The organism is Thalassotalea fusca, assembly GCF_053485835.1.
In genome coordinates, this window is sequence record NZ_JBQRUN010000020.1 from 1 (window position 1) to 16,231 (window position 16,231).

Below are 16,231 nucleotides of genomic sequence, written 5' to 3' on the forward strand. Positions count from 1 at the left end.
GATATATTGTGGGTTACTATAATCAATTGCGACCGCATCAATACAACGGAGGCTTAACTCCAAACGAATCTGAAAAAAGATACTGGGAAAACTATAAAACCGTGGCCAATTTTACTTGACCACTACAGTATGAATTATGGGTGGCCTAATTCTGCGGCCTAATTCTGCACGTTATGGGTGGCCTATTTCGCCTGGGTGGCCTAATTCTGCACGTTATGGGTGGCCTATTTCGCCTCTTGCTTGACTGCCTTTTTTCGCTATATAAAAAGGTAAATTATCAATAAGGAGTCCTCAAAGGTTTTAACGTGTTACGTTCTTTTGGAGGTTTATTTGTCATCGACTTTTTTAACTTTTTGCTTATTGTCCCACCTTGAATCTAAAATTTGTTAAAGATTAATATCTCAAGAAAATAGTATTATTTACGAAGGGGTTAGTATTTGTACTTGTTTGAATTATAAACAAATGCTATAAAAATAAGCCAAGTGGAGTTAATAACAGGTTGGCATATGGATTACCGAGAATCGACATTATGTTTAGGGACAACAGATAAATTGCAGTGTGCCTGTTGCGGTGGTCATATTCACAATGTTAACTCGATAATCACTTACGGTTATTATTTTCTTGAGTACTTACCCATATTTCCCGTTAAACGTAATACGCAAGTCCATTGTTTACAATGCCAAAATGTGACTGATGTCTCTCGTAAATCCTCTGATTTAAAGCTAATTTTTTCAAATTTTGTTCTAGCGCTGTTTGATAAGTTACGTTTATTAAGTACCTTTACCGGTAGTTTTTTGATTGTTGTATTTTTAAGTTTTTATTTTTCAGAAGAGCAACAACTGCACCGTCAAAGCCACTCGCATATTAGCGAGCCTAAGGTTTACGATTTTTATTATCTAGATTATCAAAAATCAGTGGGGGGGATTCGTCCAGATCACAAATATCGTGTGGCGAAAATAGTTGATATAACTGGGGGCACGATTTCTCTTGTCTATGGAAACTATTTCTATCCGCTAAAGTCTTCGTTAAACACTGGTGTTAGCATGAGTCACACAACACGTGATGACTATTTTGAGAAAAAACGGCACAACTTCTCTTATGCAGAATTAGATAAGCTGTTTCAACAAGGTTTTATTTATCGCGTTGTTAGGCCTGAGCACGGTTACATCGGCCAGAATATGTCTGCTTATATGATTGATGGTAATGTGGTCAGTCAGCTCGAAGTCGTTAAGGAAAAGTGGCAATTTGTACCAGGTAAACGGGAAAATACACAAGCCTTGGCTTTTTTGAAAGCAACGTACTTGGAAGAACGGTTTGATAAAGCGTTTGCCTTATTAAAGCGCTCTGCAAAGTTAGGTTATGCACCTGGACAAACGAATTTAGCTGAACTGTATTTATCAGGGATTGAAGGACACAAAGATATTCAAACAGCAGTATATTGGCTATTTGAAGCAGCAAAGCAAGGCCACCAGCCAGCGATTGAAAAATACCGCGTAATTTGCCAATTAGAAGAAGAGTGCCAGATTGAAGATTTTTACCAAGCGTTAAAAGAAGCAGGTGCTAGCTTCACTATTTATTAAACGATTAGCTATGTGAATAAAAGCAGACGGTGATATTAAATACCCTCACTGCTGCTTTCTAATAACCCCTAATTTGATAAAAATTACTCTTGGATTGTTAATGCTTGGGCTATTTCAACAGCATCTAACCCAAATTAATGTGTTCTAATGCAAAGTAACAGCAGAAAATACTACATGTTTATCAATATACTTCTGTTGTCCAAGTGATTTCAGTAAAATAACTACCCTTACAACTTTTGATAGGCCAATCATGAAACGTGTTGTTTTATATATTTCAGATAAATGCTCTCACTGTCGAGAAGCGAAAAAGTACTTAGATGATAATGGCATTCAATATCGATTAACTAATGCCAAAATGCAGCGTGGTCGAAAAGAGCTGGATGCAATCGGTGCGCGTTCGGTTCCGGTACTGAAAATTGGTAACGATGTTATGATCGGTTGGAACCTGAAAAACTTTAAAAAACTCTACGGCAACAATTAGATAAGTTGATTAAATAGTGATTAAATGGGGCCAGGTTTACATTAAAACAGCGTTGATTTTAATTCAGATAATCAAAAGGCTATCAACAGTCTCAATAGTCGTTCCACTGGTCGGTAAGCTAAACTAAAGCAAGTAACGGCAACTCTTGTGCCTTTCGCTTATTTTCTAGTTCCCTATAGGCTTTTTTAAAGCCACTGCGTAAGTGTGACTTTAAGTGTAGTGTTACCTGTTTGACGGGGATGTTTTTTAATATACTAAACATAGCCAAACAGTAAACCATTTCATTTTCTGGTAATGCCGCTTCGCGATTCGCGTATTTGTTATAGCAACTGCCGCAACCGCCCTTAAATTGATAGGCTGTATTGGCGAACATCACACCAAAGCCCATAAAGCTTGCGACTAAATCGATAGCTTGTGGCATAAACTGTTCACCACCAGGAGGTAGTATTCCACGCTGTGCAATTAAGATAGCAGCAAATGCTTGCGCAAAAGATGCTACTAAATCTTGTGGTTGGTTTATTTGATTGGGGTTGTAGCTGACATAAATCGTGTTGCTAGCAGTGTGACTATAGTCTGCACTGTAAACTTCCACACTCTCACCGCGAAGAGCGCCGCTAAATTGTAGTTTTGGCATATTATGAAATTGTGGGTTTTGATGGTAGGCAGCAGGTGGCACTAATTTAATCGGCCAATTTCCCATACCGGCATAGTGTAATGTCTTATCAAAAACATTTTGTGCCATTTCTTCAATACTTGAGACTTTACCAGGATAAAATTCGCTCGTTGGTAAAATAAGCTGCGTGTCTTGTTTAAATGTTTCACAATCAAAATTGCTCAACGCCCATTCATACGCATCTAAAACCCAAAGAGTAGTTGAGTCATCTAGGCAGGGTTGTTGTTTGAATAGAGATAACAGCATAAATCGAATCTAGTCTTATTAATCGCACGGCTTTGTTGCTAGCTAAAGTAACATTTTATATGCGTTACTGAAAACAATTTTAACTGACGTATCTGCTTTATGTTCGTTTAATAGACGCAATTACTTAGTCCATTTTTCTACGATTTTTTCTAAGCTGCCATTTTGTTTCATTTGTTCTAAAGCTTGCCTAAATTCATTAACTACACTGTCAGGCGTTTGTTTGTTAAACGCTATATTTAACGAATTGTCTTGACTATGTGGCATGAGTTTATTGAATTGACTTTTATCGATTTTCAAATCTCGAAGGAAGAGCCCCGCAAGGAAGTCACTACCTAAAAAGAAGTCTGCTCTTTGATTTAGCACCATCTTAATGCCTTGCCCGTATGTTGTCGTGAGATACAGATTCTTTTGTTCTTGGAAGCCGTGATTCTTTAGTTTAATTGATTGCGCACCGTAACGTTGGGCTACTGCATTGTACTTTATGGCATCTTGCCAATTCTCAATGTGTATGTCTGTGCGCGATTTTAGCGTCCAAATGTAATTGACACCAATAGGAGAGATAGAACCAACCCATTTAAAATGAGGATCTCGTTCTTCAGTGCGGATGATAGTGAATATCAAAGTGTTTGGGCGGACTAATGCTAACTCGTAGGCGCGCGCCCAAGGAATCACTTCTATTTCAGGGCTATATTGCGTGTGTGTTAATAATTCTCGCATGACATCTACTGCCATTCCTTCGAGTTTATTGTTCTTTTTGTCTGAGATTTGAAGCGGTGGAAAATGCTCTGTCACTATACGTAATTCGTTATCGGTAGCAGCAATCAACGAGGCGCTGAACAAATAACAACTTAGCATGGCAAAGAAAAATTTAATCAAGGTAGTAATCTCTATTACTGCAACTATATGATTATAGTTCAATTTTATGAAAGGATATCAAAGTTTTCTCAATAGATAATATAGCGCTAACCGAGAAAAATAGTGCTTAGTAGATTATAGTTAAGTTGGTGTGATCACTTAATTCACTACGTATGAAAAATCGATATTGTGTTGTTGGTTTATTTTTTTTATTCCTTACTATAAGGCATGTTTCTGCTGAGAAAGTACTTTTTGAGCATTACCTACCAGTACAAATTTACTCTGAAATTTGGCCACCGTTTCAAGTTAGAAACGAGCAGGGGCAATTAACAGGTCCTGCAACAGATCAAGTTAAAGCTGCCTTTGACGAAGCCAAAATAGCGTACGATATCCAGCCAATGCGCTGGGCAAGGGCGCTAAACCTGATTAGATTAAAGCCAAATGCATTGATATATTCGATTTCTCGTACTCCAGACAGAGAGAAACACTTTTATTGGATTGCGCGCCTAGGCCGAGTGAATACTAAATTACTCGGTTTGAGTGAAAACAACGATATTATTAGCCACCCTAGTGAGCTAATAAACTATGTGATTGCGTTGAAAAGGGCTGAAGCAAGTCTGGACTATTTTTTGGATTTGGGATTAATACCCGATAAGAATATTATTTTTGTAAATGATACAGAGCAGGCACTGCGCTTGCTTGATATTGGCAGGGTCGATTTTTATCCAATATCTGCTGCTGGATTGAAGCCATCGCTAGAAAGTACTGGTTATCCTTCATCGAAATTTAAGTATGTCTATTATTTTGAAGAACTATCTTTTGATTTCTATATAGCGGCGAACAAAGAAAGTGATAGGGGATTTATTGAGTATATTTCAAATGTATTTAGAAAATGCGTGCAATGCCCAACGTCGATTGAACCCTACAATTGAAGTTGCAATATTGTCGTTGTTTATTTTAGGTCGCTTGATTCAATGATTTTCGATATTGTCTTTTGCAATGACGGCACAGCCTCTTGTTCAAACCAGATATTATTCTTAAGCCAACGGTTGTTTCTTGGGCTTGGGTGTGGCAATACCATATAATTGCCGGCTAAATTCTGTTTCCAGTTGCTTGCTAATGCTGATATTGATGAATTTGTGTGTAGGTGCCAGTTGGCGGCGTATTTTCCTAGAATTAATGTCAGTTCAATATTAGGGAGTTGTGCGAGTAACTTTTTCCGCCAAGTTTGCGCGCAAATTGCGGGTGGTGGCAGATCGCCGGAATTTCCTTTACCCGGATAACAGAAGGCCATAGGGACTATGGCGAATAGTTCAGCATCATAGAATTGATTTCTATCGACGCCCAACCAGCCTCGTAAACGTTCGCCGCTCTTATCATCAAAAGGGATACCTTTTTCGTGGGTCACTATGCCGGGAGCCTGGCCTGCGATGAGTATCTTGCTATGAAAGGAGGCTTGCAGAATAGGGCGTGGCGCCATAGGCAAACTTGTCTTACATAACTGACATTTTCTTATTCGATCGAGCAATTCCATAAGGAGTCAAATGAACAATATTTTTTAACAGCTCTGGGGATTGTATCTGATCGCACTAGGAATAGCTCTCGTTAGCGAATAAGAATATGCGACGTAAAGCGCAACAAACTTTACGTCTGCCTTAAATTAGAATGTCTGAGCAAGTAGTTTTTTTTCTTCGTCTCTAGGTAAACCGCTAACTAGCGGCTTCTCTTTGAAATATCTACGCTTAGATTCTACATTTTGCGTAATAGTTCTTGTCGCGTCGCTGAAAACCAACCACTGCCGATGTATAGTCGCAGCCACAATGGGTAATCTTTGTATTCAGAGATGATTTTGTCCATTGAATAGAGCTCCTGTTCAAGTTGATCTACATCCATTTTAAAGAACTTAGCTAAAGCTCTTAAAGAAGCAAACCCTACTCGATGGCCACTTTCTACTCGGATAAATAAACTAAGAGTCTATCGTTAGATTTGTAGTGTCGGTGACGTAAAAATACCGTCAAATTGCCGCCACTTCAATTAAGAGGCTGTTTTTGATTATCATTGAATAACCTAAGAGATAATCACAGCAAAAGAGCGGTTGCCCGCCCTTGATTGAACTAAAACCATGCCTAATTGTGATAAGTAAAATAACACTTACACTTATGCTAGCGGAACATATGTCCCATTTTCTTCTGTTTTGTCGCCAAATACGCGTGGTTATGTTCGTTCTGGCCTAACTCAATTTGTATCCTGTTGACTACTTCTATGCCTAAATCTTGCACTGCTGATATTTTCGCCGGGTTATTGGTCATCAGTTCAACACGAGAAATATTTAGAAACTCGAAGATTCCTCGGCAAAATGAGTACCGACGTTGGTCTGGAGCGAATCCTAGCATAGTATTGGCTTCTACGGTGTCGGCACCACAGTCTTGAAGGTGATACGCTTTTATTTTGTTCAGCAACCCGATTCCGCGACCTTCCTGACGTAAGTAAAACAAAACGCCAGAACCGTTGTTGGCTATATTCTCTAGTGCCTGGCTTAGTTGAGGGCCGCAGTCACAGCGTAGGCTGCCAAATGCATCTCCTGTTAAACACTCTGAATGTAACCTCAAAAGTACTGGCTCGTTTCGTTCCCATTTTCCCAATGTTAATGCAACATGTTCTTGTCCGCTTTGAGGCTCAATAAACCCGTGCATGACAAATTCACCATATTGGGTTGGCAATTTAGTTGATTCAACGTACTGCAAGTCGGTAAATGGCACGGTTTGAAGTAATGACTCTCTAATAGTCATTAGGATTTTACCTAGCATATTTTGGCCATTACCATCACCACCGTCACCCCAGTAGCTATCTTTATGCGAATGCTCTTTGATCACACAGTCTTTAGTGGATACTAAATAGTAAGCGAGTGTTTTGTGTTGCTCGAATTTTGCTTTGACTATCTCAAACATTCTATCGTATCGAATATCTTTCCAGTCAGGGCGTTCTTGTGCCGCATATTTTCGGCTAATCGCGAAAGCTAGTTCAGGGCTTGCGGCGTTTCTGATTTCTTCAATGATTTTTGGATCTTTATATTTGCTCGCTTGATAGCAATGTTCTGTGGTTAACCAATGGCTGTTCTCAAATGAAATGGGGTAAGGAGCAAAATTTGAAAGGTAGCCATATTTATCGTTGGGTTCGTAAAACAACACATCTTTGTTCATGTCCTTGTCCTATGTCCAGTAGACTCTTCATTAAGTGTAGAGTTTATTAGTCTGTTGTCCAATGTAGTTAGTGCTTGTTTGATTAGCCACAGCTGATTAAACTGACACATTCGAGAGAATTTTCACTATCGTATTAATTTTTAAGAGGTTACTTTGAACAAAAAATCATGGATGTCGCCCGAAATGGTAATTGGGCTTAGCGCGCTAGTCGTTAGCTTAGTGGCAGTAATCGTTGGCGTGTACTCTGCTTACACAGATAGAACGTACGCCAGAGCTTCTGTTTGGCCTAGAATCGAATTGAACTTTCATTTATCCAATAATGATGATGGTTCAGCCTTTAGTATAAACATGAGCAATTCTGGTATTGGCCCTGCCATTGTTAAAAGCGTACAATTTGAATTGAACGGTAAGCACCTTAAGACATGGGAAGAATTGATCGCTGTTACTAAGCTAAAGCGAGAGTCCATTAATGTTTCAACTAACAGTATCTCACAAATCGTGTTACCTGCTGACAAAAAAATAATAGCATTGGAAATCCGTAATGGTTCATCAAAAATGAGCGGTGAAGTAATGGAAATTTTACATCCTATAAACATTTCTGTGTGTTACTGCTCTGTGTATGAAGAGTGTTGGCTCAAAGAACGAAAGTCACCGCCAAAGCCGATTGAACAGTGCGCTTTGAACACAGAACAAGATTTTTTACAATAAGCCAAATGCTGGTGAGCGAGATATGATGAACAAAACTCAAAACGTTATGTATCGAGAGGCAACGCCTAGCGATATTGAAGCTTTGTTGGGGTTAGAGCAAAAAGTGGTTGAAGCAGAGAGACCGTTCAATCAGCAGATTAGTGAGAGTGGTGTAACGTATTACGATCTCTCTGAGTTAATTGCCAATGTAAGCTCTTTGTTACTGGTTGGTGAATGCCAATCCCAGATTGTTGCAACTGGCTATGTTGATATTAGACAATCCAAGTCATCGTTAAAGCATGCAAAGCACGGTTATTTAGGCTTTATGTATGTAGAGCCTGAATTTAGAGGGCAAGGCATTAATAAAAAGATCTTGGATAAGCTTATTGATTGGGCAAAGGAACGAAACATTCGTGATTTCTACCTTGATGTTTATGCAGAAAATTCTGCTGCGATTAAAGCTTACGAAAAAGCAGGGTTCAAATCTTCACTAATAGAAATGCAACTTACGATATAGAATAATAAACTCTTGCGAATTTGCGTGTTAAAATGGCCGTTAATTAAATTTAATGTGTCATTTGTTTAGAATTTAAGGATATTTCAATGAAAAAAACAACAGCGTCCATTATTACTGGCCTTACTTTAGCTATTGTTGGCTGCTCTTATACGCCACCAGAAACTGTGGTTGAACGAAAGTGGAAAGTTGACCCTGAAACCGGTAACTATGAAGAAAAAGAAACGCATACCACGACAATTTATACTAACAAAGAGAAGGACCAGCCGGAACTAAACCTTCCTAAGCCGCGCAATTCAAATAAAAAATAAACGTATAGACGCGGTATTATTCAAATTTTAGCCTTGTAAAAATTGCACATATCTTTTACTTGTCATTTTCACCGCATTTGTTTGTGGAGGAGCAAAGTAAAAATTTGTTCTGCAACCGAATATACCGCTGTATGTTAAACTAATCTTTTGTCATAATACCGAAGATTTTAAGAACCAAACTCTCGAGGAAAGACTCTCCATGTCGGAAGCTGAAAACCGTCCAACTAATTTTATTCGTCAAATTATCGATGCAGATTTAGATAGCGGTAAACATAGCAGTGTACAGACGCGATTTCCGCCTGAACCAAATGGCTATTTACACATTGGTCATGCCAAATCCATCTGCCTTAATTTTGGCTTAGCACAGGATTATAAAGGCCTGTGTAATTTAAGATTTGATGATACTAACCCTGAAAAGGAAGATATCGATTATGTGCACTCAATTCAAAAAGACGTGCAATGGTTAGGTTATCAATGGGCAGGAGACATTCGCTATTCGTCAGATTATTTTGAACAGCTATTTGGTTATGCAGTTGAATTGATCGAGAAAGGCTTGGCGTATGTTTGTTTTCTTAATGCCGAACAAATGCGCGAATACCGCGGAACGTTGAAAGAGCCAGGTAAAAACAGCCCTTATCGTGATACGCCAGTTGAAGAAAATTTAGCGCTATTTCAGAAAATGAAGAATGGCGAGTTTAAAGAAGGCGAGTGTTCATTACGCTTAAAAATTGACATGAGCTCTAGCTTCATGTGTATGCGTGATCCGGTAATTTACCGCGTTAAATTTGCACATCACCACCAAACGGGTGATAAGTGGTGTATTTATCCAATGTACGATTTTACCCATTGTATTTCGGATGCCATTGAAAATATTACTCACTCGCTTTGTACATTAGAATTTCAAGATAATCGTCGATTATATGATTGGGTAATTGACAATATCTCAATTAAATCTCAACCACGTCAGTATGAGTTTTCTCGTCTAAATCTTGAATACACGGTAATGAGCAAACGTAAATTAAATGCGTTAGTAGAAGAAAAGCTCGTTACTGGTTGGGACGATCCTCGTATGCCTACAATTGCGGCATTTAGACGACGTGGCTATACCCCAGCGTCTATTCGAGAATTTGCTAAGCGTATCGGTGTGACTAAAATGGATAACACCGTTGAAATGGGCGTATTAGAAGCTTGTATTCGCGAAGATTTAAACGATAACGCACCTCGTGCAATGGCTGTGCTTGATCCAATTAAATTGGTCATAGAAAACTACCCTGAAGGGCAAGTAGAAGAGTTAACGGTAAAGAATCACCCAAGTGATGAAAGCCAAGGCTCGCGAATTGTGCCATTTAGTAAAGAGCTTTATATCGAAGCTGAAGACTTCAGAGAAGAAGCAAACAAAAAATATAAGCGTTTAGTGTTGGATAAAGCGGTTCGTTTACGTGGTGCTTATGTTGTTACGGCAACACGCTGCGATAAAGACGAAAACGGTAAAGTAACTACCGTCTATTGTACATATGATGCTGATACGCTTGGTAAGAATCCTGCTGACGGTACAAAGCCAAAAGGTGTAATTCATTGGGTTTCTGCAGAGCAAGCATTAAGTGCAACGGTTCGTTTATACGATCGTTTGTTTACGGTGCCAAATCCTGCAGCCGCTGATGATTTCCATTCGGTCATTAATCCAGACTCTTTGGTTATTATTGAAAACGCCAAAGTAGAGCCGGCGCTTGCTAACGCGAAGCCTGAACAGGCCTACCAGTTTGAACGTCAAGGTTACTTCTGTTTAGATAATAAAGATGCCACTCAAGATCATTTGGTATTTAACCGTACCGTAGGATTACGTGATACTTGGGCAAAAATCGGCGATTAGTCTCGTTAAACAACTGTAGCAAATACTGCGAAAAGTAAAAAAAACCAATGACAAATGTCATTGGTTTTTTTTATAACTAAGACTTTCTAGTTAAGGTGCGTTTCTAAAAAGTCGAGTACTTTATTCATGTATTCTTTTTGATTCTTAGGGTCAAAGAAACCGTGAGCTTCGTTTCTGACTGCATACCACTCATATTTTTTATTTGCCTTATCAAGTGCTTCACGCAGTCGCTCAGCGTGCGTGAATGGCGCGCGTTCGTCCTTTTTTCCGTGCGCCAAGAATAGTGGCGTATTAATTTTATCTGCATGATAATTAGGCGAGTTGGCAATTAGTGCGTCAGTATTTGTACCAAGCGTCATTTCTAAATAACTTTCACCCCATGAGTTCTTAGGGATATCACCTTCTTCAAATAGTAAAGGTAAATCATAAACACCGGCATTGGCTATAGAACATTTATAAGTGTCAGGATATTTAATAATGCTCTGCAACGCAGAGTAAGCACCAAAACTTGTGCCCATGATACATAATTTGTCAGCACTCGCTAATTTGTTGTTTATCGCCCACTGTACTCCATCGTAGATATCCTGTTGGATAGCGGTCCCCCAGTTTTCAAAACCAGCTTCTTGATAAGCCAATCCATAACCTGTTGATCCTCTAAAGTTGACTTGTAACACTGAGTAGCCATTTTCTGCCAAGAATAATCTTTCTGGGTAGTACTCCCAATTGTCTCTGGCATGAGGGCCACCATGAACTAATACAATTAGTGGTGCTGGTTCATCGGCTTGTTTGGATTTAGCTTCAGTAAAATATCCGTTAATTGTAAGGCCATCACTTGCAGTAAATTGGATCGGTACTTGCCTTGCTAGTTGGTTGCTATCAATGTTTGGGAAAAACTTAAACAGTGCACGTATACTATTTTGTGATTTATCAAATAAATAGAACGTTCCCGCATCTGCATCTGAAGAAACTTGTAGTACATATTTACTGCCATCTTCAGAGTGATTTCTGATGCTTATTGCGTAATTCGGAAATGTCGCGATTAACGATCGAAAAATTTGTGCTTCTTCGTTGTCTTTATTAATCAGATAATAAACAGGCTTACCTTCATCTACTCTTACCGCATAAATACTGCGTTGATCGGTTGTTCTTTCAACACCACTAATATCGCGAACTTTATCAGAAAATACGTGTTCGTAACTTGTGTTCGATAAATTAAACTTGAATAAGCCAAGCTTGTCCTGATTATAGTTGTCTAGTGCAAATAGATATTGTCCTGTTTCGTCTATAGTAAGCGGGATGAATTGGCGACCAAATTTTTCAGATGCTATTTTCTTCCAACCTGATTCTTGTTTCAAAAAGACTTGGGTTCGATTGTCGCTGTCGGTTCCTGTTGCTAGCGCTAAATTACCTTTAGTGTCTGTAATAAAATTCGCATAGGGAACTGGCGCTGTCGATATTTTTCGTGAAGTTCTACCTGTGTACACATTTAGTTTATAAACTTCAGATAGCTTGTCGCCGTTGTCACTCCATGGAGTCGACTTGATTAGAATGTGTTTGTTATCCTCTGGTAGTGTATCGATGATGCTTCCCACTGCATAAGTAGCCGTGGCTCTTTTGATACGGCCTCCTTGTACTGCTTTACCGGCACGAGCACCATAAATAACTTTAGGATCACTACCGTCGTAGTTAACAGCGTAAAGTTCACCATAGGATATTGGCTGTGCAAATCCAGGCTTGCGACGGTTAATTCTTATTACTACTCTCTCATTATTTATCCACTCGTATGTGCCTGCTTCATCTTTACCATTCATAATTGCGCCACCAACTAGTTTCATGGTGTCGGTTTCCATAAATGCAAGACTGCGTTTACCTTGACTGATCACTGCTATTGCTAGGTGTTTACCATCGGGTGATATTTTAACGTCTTGATATTGTGCATGATCAAATAAATGATCCCACTTATTTGCATGTAGTGAAAATGTGACAATTAATGTCAACAATATACTGAATCTTATCATTCTTTCATTTTCCATTCGGCTTGAAAATCTTATAGTTAATCTCCGACATGATAGGCGAATTTGTTTCAAAGTGTCAAAAATGTGTTAATTTATGTTTCGGCTTTGAAACATAATAGATACACATCTTCGGGTTTTGATAGACTTTGTAAAGCTTTGATAGCGTAAAGAAATGGTGTATTTGAAAAGCTATCTTTATAGAAGTGGGTTAGCTTTCTTAGAGGGAATTCTCAATGCGAGCGTGTTAAATTTACACGTTCGCATTGAGGGGCAATTGCTCGTACTCAGCACAGACACAATAAATTAATCGTTCGCGCTGAGTAGGAGGTACGACGTATCGAAGCGTGATTAGCCGTTTTTCGTTGCAGCTTTCATTGAAGTAACAAATTCTGATAGCTTCGCCAACATGTTGTCAGGTGATGCTAAGTTCTCCTCAATTATCTTAACCACGGCAGAGCCGCTAATTGCCCCCGCAGCGCCCGAAGATAGTGCTGCTTTGACATGTTCAGGCGTTGAAATTCCAAACCCAATTACCGGTGGCGGTGCCTGAAAGCTATTTAATTTTTCCAATAGCGCATGTGCTGGCACTTGTGCTTGCGTGTCAGTACCTGTTACGCCGGCGCGGCTAAGTACATAACTATAACCACTGCTATATTGCGCCACTTTTTTCAACGTTTCATCGCTAGCATTAGGTGGTGCAATGAAAATAGGGCATACACCATGTGCTTTTGCAGAATTTCTAAAAGGCTCACATTCTCTTATCGGCAAATCTGCGATTAACACTGAATCAACGCCAGCGGCCGCAACATCTTGATAGAATTTGTCAATGCCACGCGCAAATACCAGATTACCGTACAGTAACAATCCAATTGGGATATCAGGCGCATAGGCGCGTATTTCGCTTAGAATTTCAATGCAGGTATCTGTATTCACATTAGCTTCAAGTGCACGAATGCCTGCTTTTTGAATAGTGATGCCATCAGCACTTGGATCAGAGAACGGAATACCTAACTCTAATGCGTCGGCACCCGCATCAATTAATGTTTTGATTATTTTTAGTGACAAGGCAGGGTTAGGGTCGCCAATTGTTACAAAGGGAATAAACGCTCCTTGATTTGACTCAGCAAGCTGAGCAAAAGCACGTTGATAACGATTAGTCTGTAATTCACTCATTATTTTGACTCCTGCATTGATTGTGCTTCTGGATGCAATACGGTGTGAACATGGGCAAGATCTTTGTCGCCTCGGCCTGACAAATTCACTAGAAAAACGGTGTCTTCTGTTACGCTTTCTGCCATTTTCAATGCTTGTGCTAGTGCGTGTGATGATTCAAGTGCAGGGATGATACCTTCGTTGCGCGATAGCGCTTGAAACGCTTCGAGTGCTTCGTCATCGTTAATTGGCACATACTCAGCGCGACCTGTTTCTTTAAGAAATGCATGTTGAGGACCAACCGCAGGGTAGTCCAAACCTGCGGATACTGAGTAAGATTCTTCGATTTGGCCATAACTGTCTTGCATGATGTAGGTATAATTGCCGTGTAGCATGCCTTTAGTTCCAGCTGCCAACGTAGCGCCGTGTTGATGTGTTTCAATACCTTTGCCGCCAGCCTCTACGCCAATGAGCTTAACACCTTCTTCTTTTATGAAATCGTGGAACATACCGATAGCGTTTGAACCGCCACCGACACACGCAATAACGTAATCAGGTAGTTTGCCTTCTTGTTTAAGGATTTGCGCTTTGGCTTCTTCGCCGATCATTTTTTGAAAATCGCGGACAATTGTCGGGAATGGGTGAGGACCCGCAGCCGTACCCAACAAGTAGTGGGCATTTTCATAATTGGCAGACCAATCTCTTAAAGCCTCATTTACCGCGTCTTTCAACGTGCCGCTACCAGCCGTAACTGGAATAACTTCAGCGCCCATCAACTTCATTCGAAACACATTAGGTTGTTGACGCGCACAGTCAACTGCCCCCATGTATACGCGACATTTGAGGCCTAATAACGAACAGGCAATAGCCGTTGCAACACCATGTTGGCCTGCGCCTGTTTCAGCGATGATTTCAGTTTTGCCCATGCGCTTTGCTAACAATGCCTGACCCAATACCTGATTAGTTTTATGGGCACCACCGTGCAATAAGTCTTCACGTTTCAAATAGATTTTGGCATGTGGATTTTTAACTATGTTTCTACATAAAGTGAGTGGTGTCGGGCGCCCAGCATACTCTTCTAACAAACGGTTAAATTCAGCGATAAATTCAGGATCGCTTTGTGAATCAATGTATGCCTGTTCAAGTTGTTCGAGCGCTGGTACTAATAATTCGCCAACGAACATGCCGCCAAATTCACCGAAGTAGGCGGGTAGTGATGTGTTTGTATTCGGATTACTCATGATAATTCCTACTAATAATTTCTGATTTGTGCGAAAACGGTATTAAGTTTTTCGCGACACTTAACGCCTGGCTGAGATTCAACGCCAGAGTTTAGATCAAGTCCAAAAAGCTGTTGTTCAGACACCAGCAATAATGCAGATTCAATATTGTCTGAATTCAGGCCGCCAGCTAAAAAACAACGGCTTAAGTCTTGCTCGCTCTCGGCTAACGCTCGCCAGCCGAAGGTTTCACCGCTACCCGCATTTTTACCGTCTAATACGATGTGCTCAGCAGTTGGCATTAATTCAGGCACTTGGTTAACGACCGCTTGCGCTTTCCAAATTTGGCATTCACTGTTGGTGTTTTCTAATGTTGACTTAAGTTCTTTGAGGTAATCCTCACTTTCTTCACCATGTAATTGCACTGCGTATAAGTTAAGTGTGTTTAAATATTCGACCACTTGACTAATAGGCGCGTTCACAAAAACACCAACGAAGTTGAGGGCTTGTGTTGAAATTATTTCTTGTGCTTTCTCTAAAGTCACATATCGTGGTGATTTTTCGGCGAATATCAATCCACCATATACAGCGCCAGCGTTTTTGGCATCTAGTGCTGCTTGGGCTGATGTTAAGCCGCATACTTTGTTATGACCGAAAATTAAGCTACGGCAGGCAAGATCAATGTCCTTTTGTGCCATTATCGAACTACCTACCAAAAAGCCGTCTACAGCAGGTGCTAATTCACGTACTTGTTCGTTGGTATAAATACCCGATTCCGAAATTATAATCACATCATCAGGTAAGCTTGGAGCAAAATCTAATGTGCGGGATATGTCGGTTGAAAGGTCACGTAAATTACGGTTGTTAATGCCGATCATTTTGGCGCCTAATTTAACGGCGCGTGCTTTTTCTTCTTCATTTGAAATTTCTGTGAGTATAGCCAAATTAAGTGATTCAGCTATTTCAGCCAATGCTAGATATTCATTGTCAGTCAGTACACTTAACATCAACAAAATAGCATCTGCACCGTAATATCTGGCTAAATACACCTGATAAGGATCGATAAAGAAATCCTTATTTAACACGGGGCAGTCAACTTCACTGGTGACTTGCTGAAGATATTCATAAGTGCCCTGAAAGTACTTTTCGTCAGTAAGCACCGAAATAGCCGCGGCATACTGGTTATAGATCTGACAAATTGCGACAGGATCAAAATCTTCACGTATCAAACCTTTTGAGGGTGATGCCTTTTTACATTCTAAAATAAATCCAGCGTAAGGCTTGTCAATTGTACGTGTTAGCGCGGCGTACATATCCTTAGTCGAAGGCGTCAATTCATCTCTAAATTCCGCTAAAGGGAAGGCCTTTTTAAGTGCTGCAACTTCGACTCTTTTGTCTTCAACAATTTTGGCGAGTACATTGGTCAT

The 16,231-nt window shown here is 39.9% G+C and carries 15 protein-coding genes; 7 read left to right on the forward strand and 8 right to left on the reverse strand.

Annotated elements, in window-relative coordinates; translation table 11 throughout:
* The first annotated feature begins 506 nt into the window (after positions 1-506).
* The gene (locus tag ACSLUK_RS17385; RefSeq protein WP_448550062.1) at positions 507-1,580 is read left to right on the forward strand and encodes a tetratricopeptide repeat protein; all 1,074 of its coding nucleotides are present in this window, start codon (positions 507-509) and stop codon (positions 1,578-1,580) included.
* Positions 1,581-1,830: 250 nt separating this feature from the next.
* Positions 1,831-2,061, forward strand: a complete 231-nt coding sequence (locus ACSLUK_RS17390; protein ID WP_448550063.1) for a glutaredoxin family protein — start codon at positions 1,831-1,833, stop codon at positions 2,059-2,061.
* 118 nt (positions 2,062-2,179) lie between these two features.
* Here ACSLUK_RS17390 and ACSLUK_RS17395 read toward each other — a convergent pair whose 3' ends face one another.
* The gene (locus ACSLUK_RS17395; RefSeq protein ID WP_448550117.1) at positions 2,180-2,977 is read right to left on the reverse strand and encodes a hypothetical protein; all 798 of its coding nucleotides are present in this window, start codon (positions 2,975-2,977) and stop codon (positions 2,180-2,182) included.
* A gap of 123 nt (positions 2,978-3,100) precedes the next feature.
* Positions 3,101-3,856 (reverse strand): substrate-binding periplasmic protein, encoded by a 756-nt coding sequence (locus ACSLUK_RS17400; protein WP_448550064.1) that lies wholly within the window; start codon positions 3,854-3,856, stop codon positions 3,101-3,103.
* 152 nt (positions 3,857-4,008) lie between these two features.
* On the opposite strand from ACSLUK_RS17400, the gene ACSLUK_RS17405 reads away from it, so the two are divergent.
* Complete coding sequence (locus tag ACSLUK_RS17405) at positions 4,009-4,767, forward strand: substrate-binding periplasmic protein (protein ID WP_448550065.1); 759 nt, start codon at positions 4,009-4,011, stop codon at positions 4,765-4,767.
* Positions 4,768-4,787: 20 nt separating this feature from the next.
* Here ACSLUK_RS17405 and ACSLUK_RS17410 read toward each other — a convergent pair whose 3' ends face one another.
* The gene (locus tag ACSLUK_RS17410) at positions 4,788-5,315 is read right to left on the reverse strand and encodes a uracil-DNA glycosylase family protein (RefSeq protein WP_448550066.1); all 528 of its coding nucleotides are present in this window, start codon (positions 5,313-5,315) and stop codon (positions 4,788-4,790) included.
* Between the two features lie 682 nt (positions 5,316-5,997).
* Positions 5,998-7,035 carry a GTP cyclohydrolase II gene (ribA, locus tag ACSLUK_RS17415; protein WP_448550067.1) on the reverse strand — a complete coding sequence of 346 codons (1,038 nt, stop codon included), beginning with the start codon at positions 7,033-7,035 and terminating at the stop codon, positions 5,998-6,000.
* Positions 7,036-7,188: 153 nt separating this feature from the next.
* On the opposite strand from ribA, the gene ACSLUK_RS17420 reads away from it, so the two are divergent.
* The 4 genes from ACSLUK_RS17420 to glnS all read left to right on the forward strand — a co-directional run bounded on the left by ACSLUK_RS17420 (position 7,189) and on the right by glnS (position 10,417).
* The gene (locus ACSLUK_RS17420) at positions 7,189-7,743 is read left to right on the forward strand and encodes a hypothetical protein (RefSeq protein ID WP_448550068.1); all 555 of its coding nucleotides are present in this window, start codon (positions 7,189-7,191) and stop codon (positions 7,741-7,743) included.
* Positions 7,744-7,765: 22 nt separating this feature from the next.
* Positions 7,766-8,239 (forward strand): GNAT family N-acetyltransferase, encoded by a 474-nt coding sequence (locus tag ACSLUK_RS17425; protein WP_448550069.1) that lies wholly within the window; start codon positions 7,766-7,768, stop codon positions 8,237-8,239.
* Positions 8,240-8,325: 86 nt separating this feature from the next.
* Positions 8,326-8,547 carry a hypothetical protein gene (locus ACSLUK_RS17430; RefSeq protein WP_448550070.1) on the forward strand — a complete coding sequence of 74 codons (222 nt, stop codon included), beginning with the start codon at positions 8,326-8,328 and terminating at the stop codon, positions 8,545-8,547.
* Between the two features lie 199 nt (positions 8,548-8,746).
* Positions 8,747-10,417, forward strand: coding sequence for a glutamine--tRNA ligase (gene glnS / locus ACSLUK_RS17435; protein ID WP_448550071.1), 1,671 nt, complete (start codon positions 8,747-8,749; stop codon positions 10,415-10,417).
* 86 nt (positions 10,418-10,503) lie between these two features.
* On the opposite strand, the gene ACSLUK_RS17440 is transcribed toward glnS, so the two are convergent.
* The 4 genes from ACSLUK_RS17440 to trpCF all read right to left on the reverse strand — a co-directional run bounded on the left by ACSLUK_RS17440 (position 10,504) and on the right by trpCF (position 16,231).
* Positions 10,504-12,435, reverse strand: coding sequence for an alpha/beta hydrolase family protein (locus tag ACSLUK_RS17440; RefSeq protein ID WP_448550072.1), 1,932 nt, complete (start codon positions 12,433-12,435; stop codon positions 10,504-10,506).
* A 345-nt stretch (positions 12,436-12,780) separates the two neighbouring features.
* Positions 12,781-13,605 carry a tryptophan synthase subunit alpha gene (gene trpA, locus ACSLUK_RS17445; protein WP_448550073.1) on the reverse strand — a complete coding sequence of 275 codons (825 nt, stop codon included), beginning with the start codon at positions 13,603-13,605 and terminating at the stop codon, positions 12,781-12,783.
* Entirely contained in the window at positions 13,605-14,825 is a 1,221-nt protein-coding gene (trpB, locus tag ACSLUK_RS17450) for a tryptophan synthase subunit beta (protein ID WP_448550074.1), read from the reverse strand. Before trpB ends, trpA begins: the two co-directional genes overlap by 1 nt.
* A gap of 11 nt (positions 14,826-14,836) precedes the next feature.
* Positions 14,837-16,231: a bifunctional indole-3-glycerol-phosphate synthase TrpC/phosphoribosylanthranilate isomerase TrpF gene (gene trpCF / locus ACSLUK_RS17455; protein WP_448550075.1), complete on the reverse strand. Its 1,395-nt coding sequence runs from the start codon at positions 16,229-16,231 to the stop codon at positions 14,837-14,839.

Excerpts from the sequence above, each read along its gene's own strand:
- ribA (WP_448550067.1), bottom strand. The coding sequence starts at position 7,035 with ATGAACAAAGATGTGTTGTTTTACGAACCCAACGATAAATATGGCTAC.
- trpA (WP_448550073.1), bottom strand. The coding sequence starts at position 13,605 with ATGAGTGAATTACAGACTAATCGTTATCAACGTGCTTTTGCTCAGCTT.
- ACSLUK_RS17440 (WP_448550072.1), bottom strand. The coding sequence starts at position 12,435 with ATGATAAGATTCAGTATATTGTTGACATTAATTGTCACATTTTCACTA.
- trpCF (WP_448550075.1), bottom strand. The coding sequence starts at position 16,231 with ATGACCAATGTACTCGCCAAAATTGTTGAAGACAAAAGAGTCGAAGTT.
- ACSLUK_RS17390 (WP_448550063.1), top strand. The coding sequence starts at position 1,831 with ATGAAACGTGTTGTTTTATATATTTCAGATAAATGCTCTCACTGTCGA.
- ACSLUK_RS17425 (WP_448550069.1), top strand. The coding sequence starts at position 7,766 with ATGATGAACAAAACTCAAAACGTTATGTATCGAGAGGCAACGCCTAGC.
- ACSLUK_RS17430 (WP_448550070.1), top strand. The coding sequence starts at position 8,326 with ATGAAAAAAACAACAGCGTCCATTATTACTGGCCTTACTTTAGCTATT.
- ACSLUK_RS17410 (WP_448550066.1), bottom strand. The coding sequence starts at position 5,315 with ATGGCGCCACGCCCTATTCTGCAAGCCTCCTTTCATAGCAAGATACTC.
- glnS (WP_448550071.1), top strand. The coding sequence starts at position 8,747 with ATGTCGGAAGCTGAAAACCGTCCAACTAATTTTATTCGTCAAATTATC.
- ACSLUK_RS17405 (WP_448550065.1), top strand. The coding sequence starts at position 4,009 with ATGAAAAATCGATATTGTGTTGTTGGTTTATTTTTTTTATTCCTTACT.
- trpB (WP_448550074.1), bottom strand. The coding sequence starts at position 14,825 with ATGAGTAATCCGAATACAAACACATCACTACCCGCCTACTTCGGTGAA.
- ACSLUK_RS17385 (WP_448550062.1), top strand. The coding sequence starts at position 507 with ATGGATTACCGAGAATCGACATTATGTTTAGGGACAACAGATAAATTG.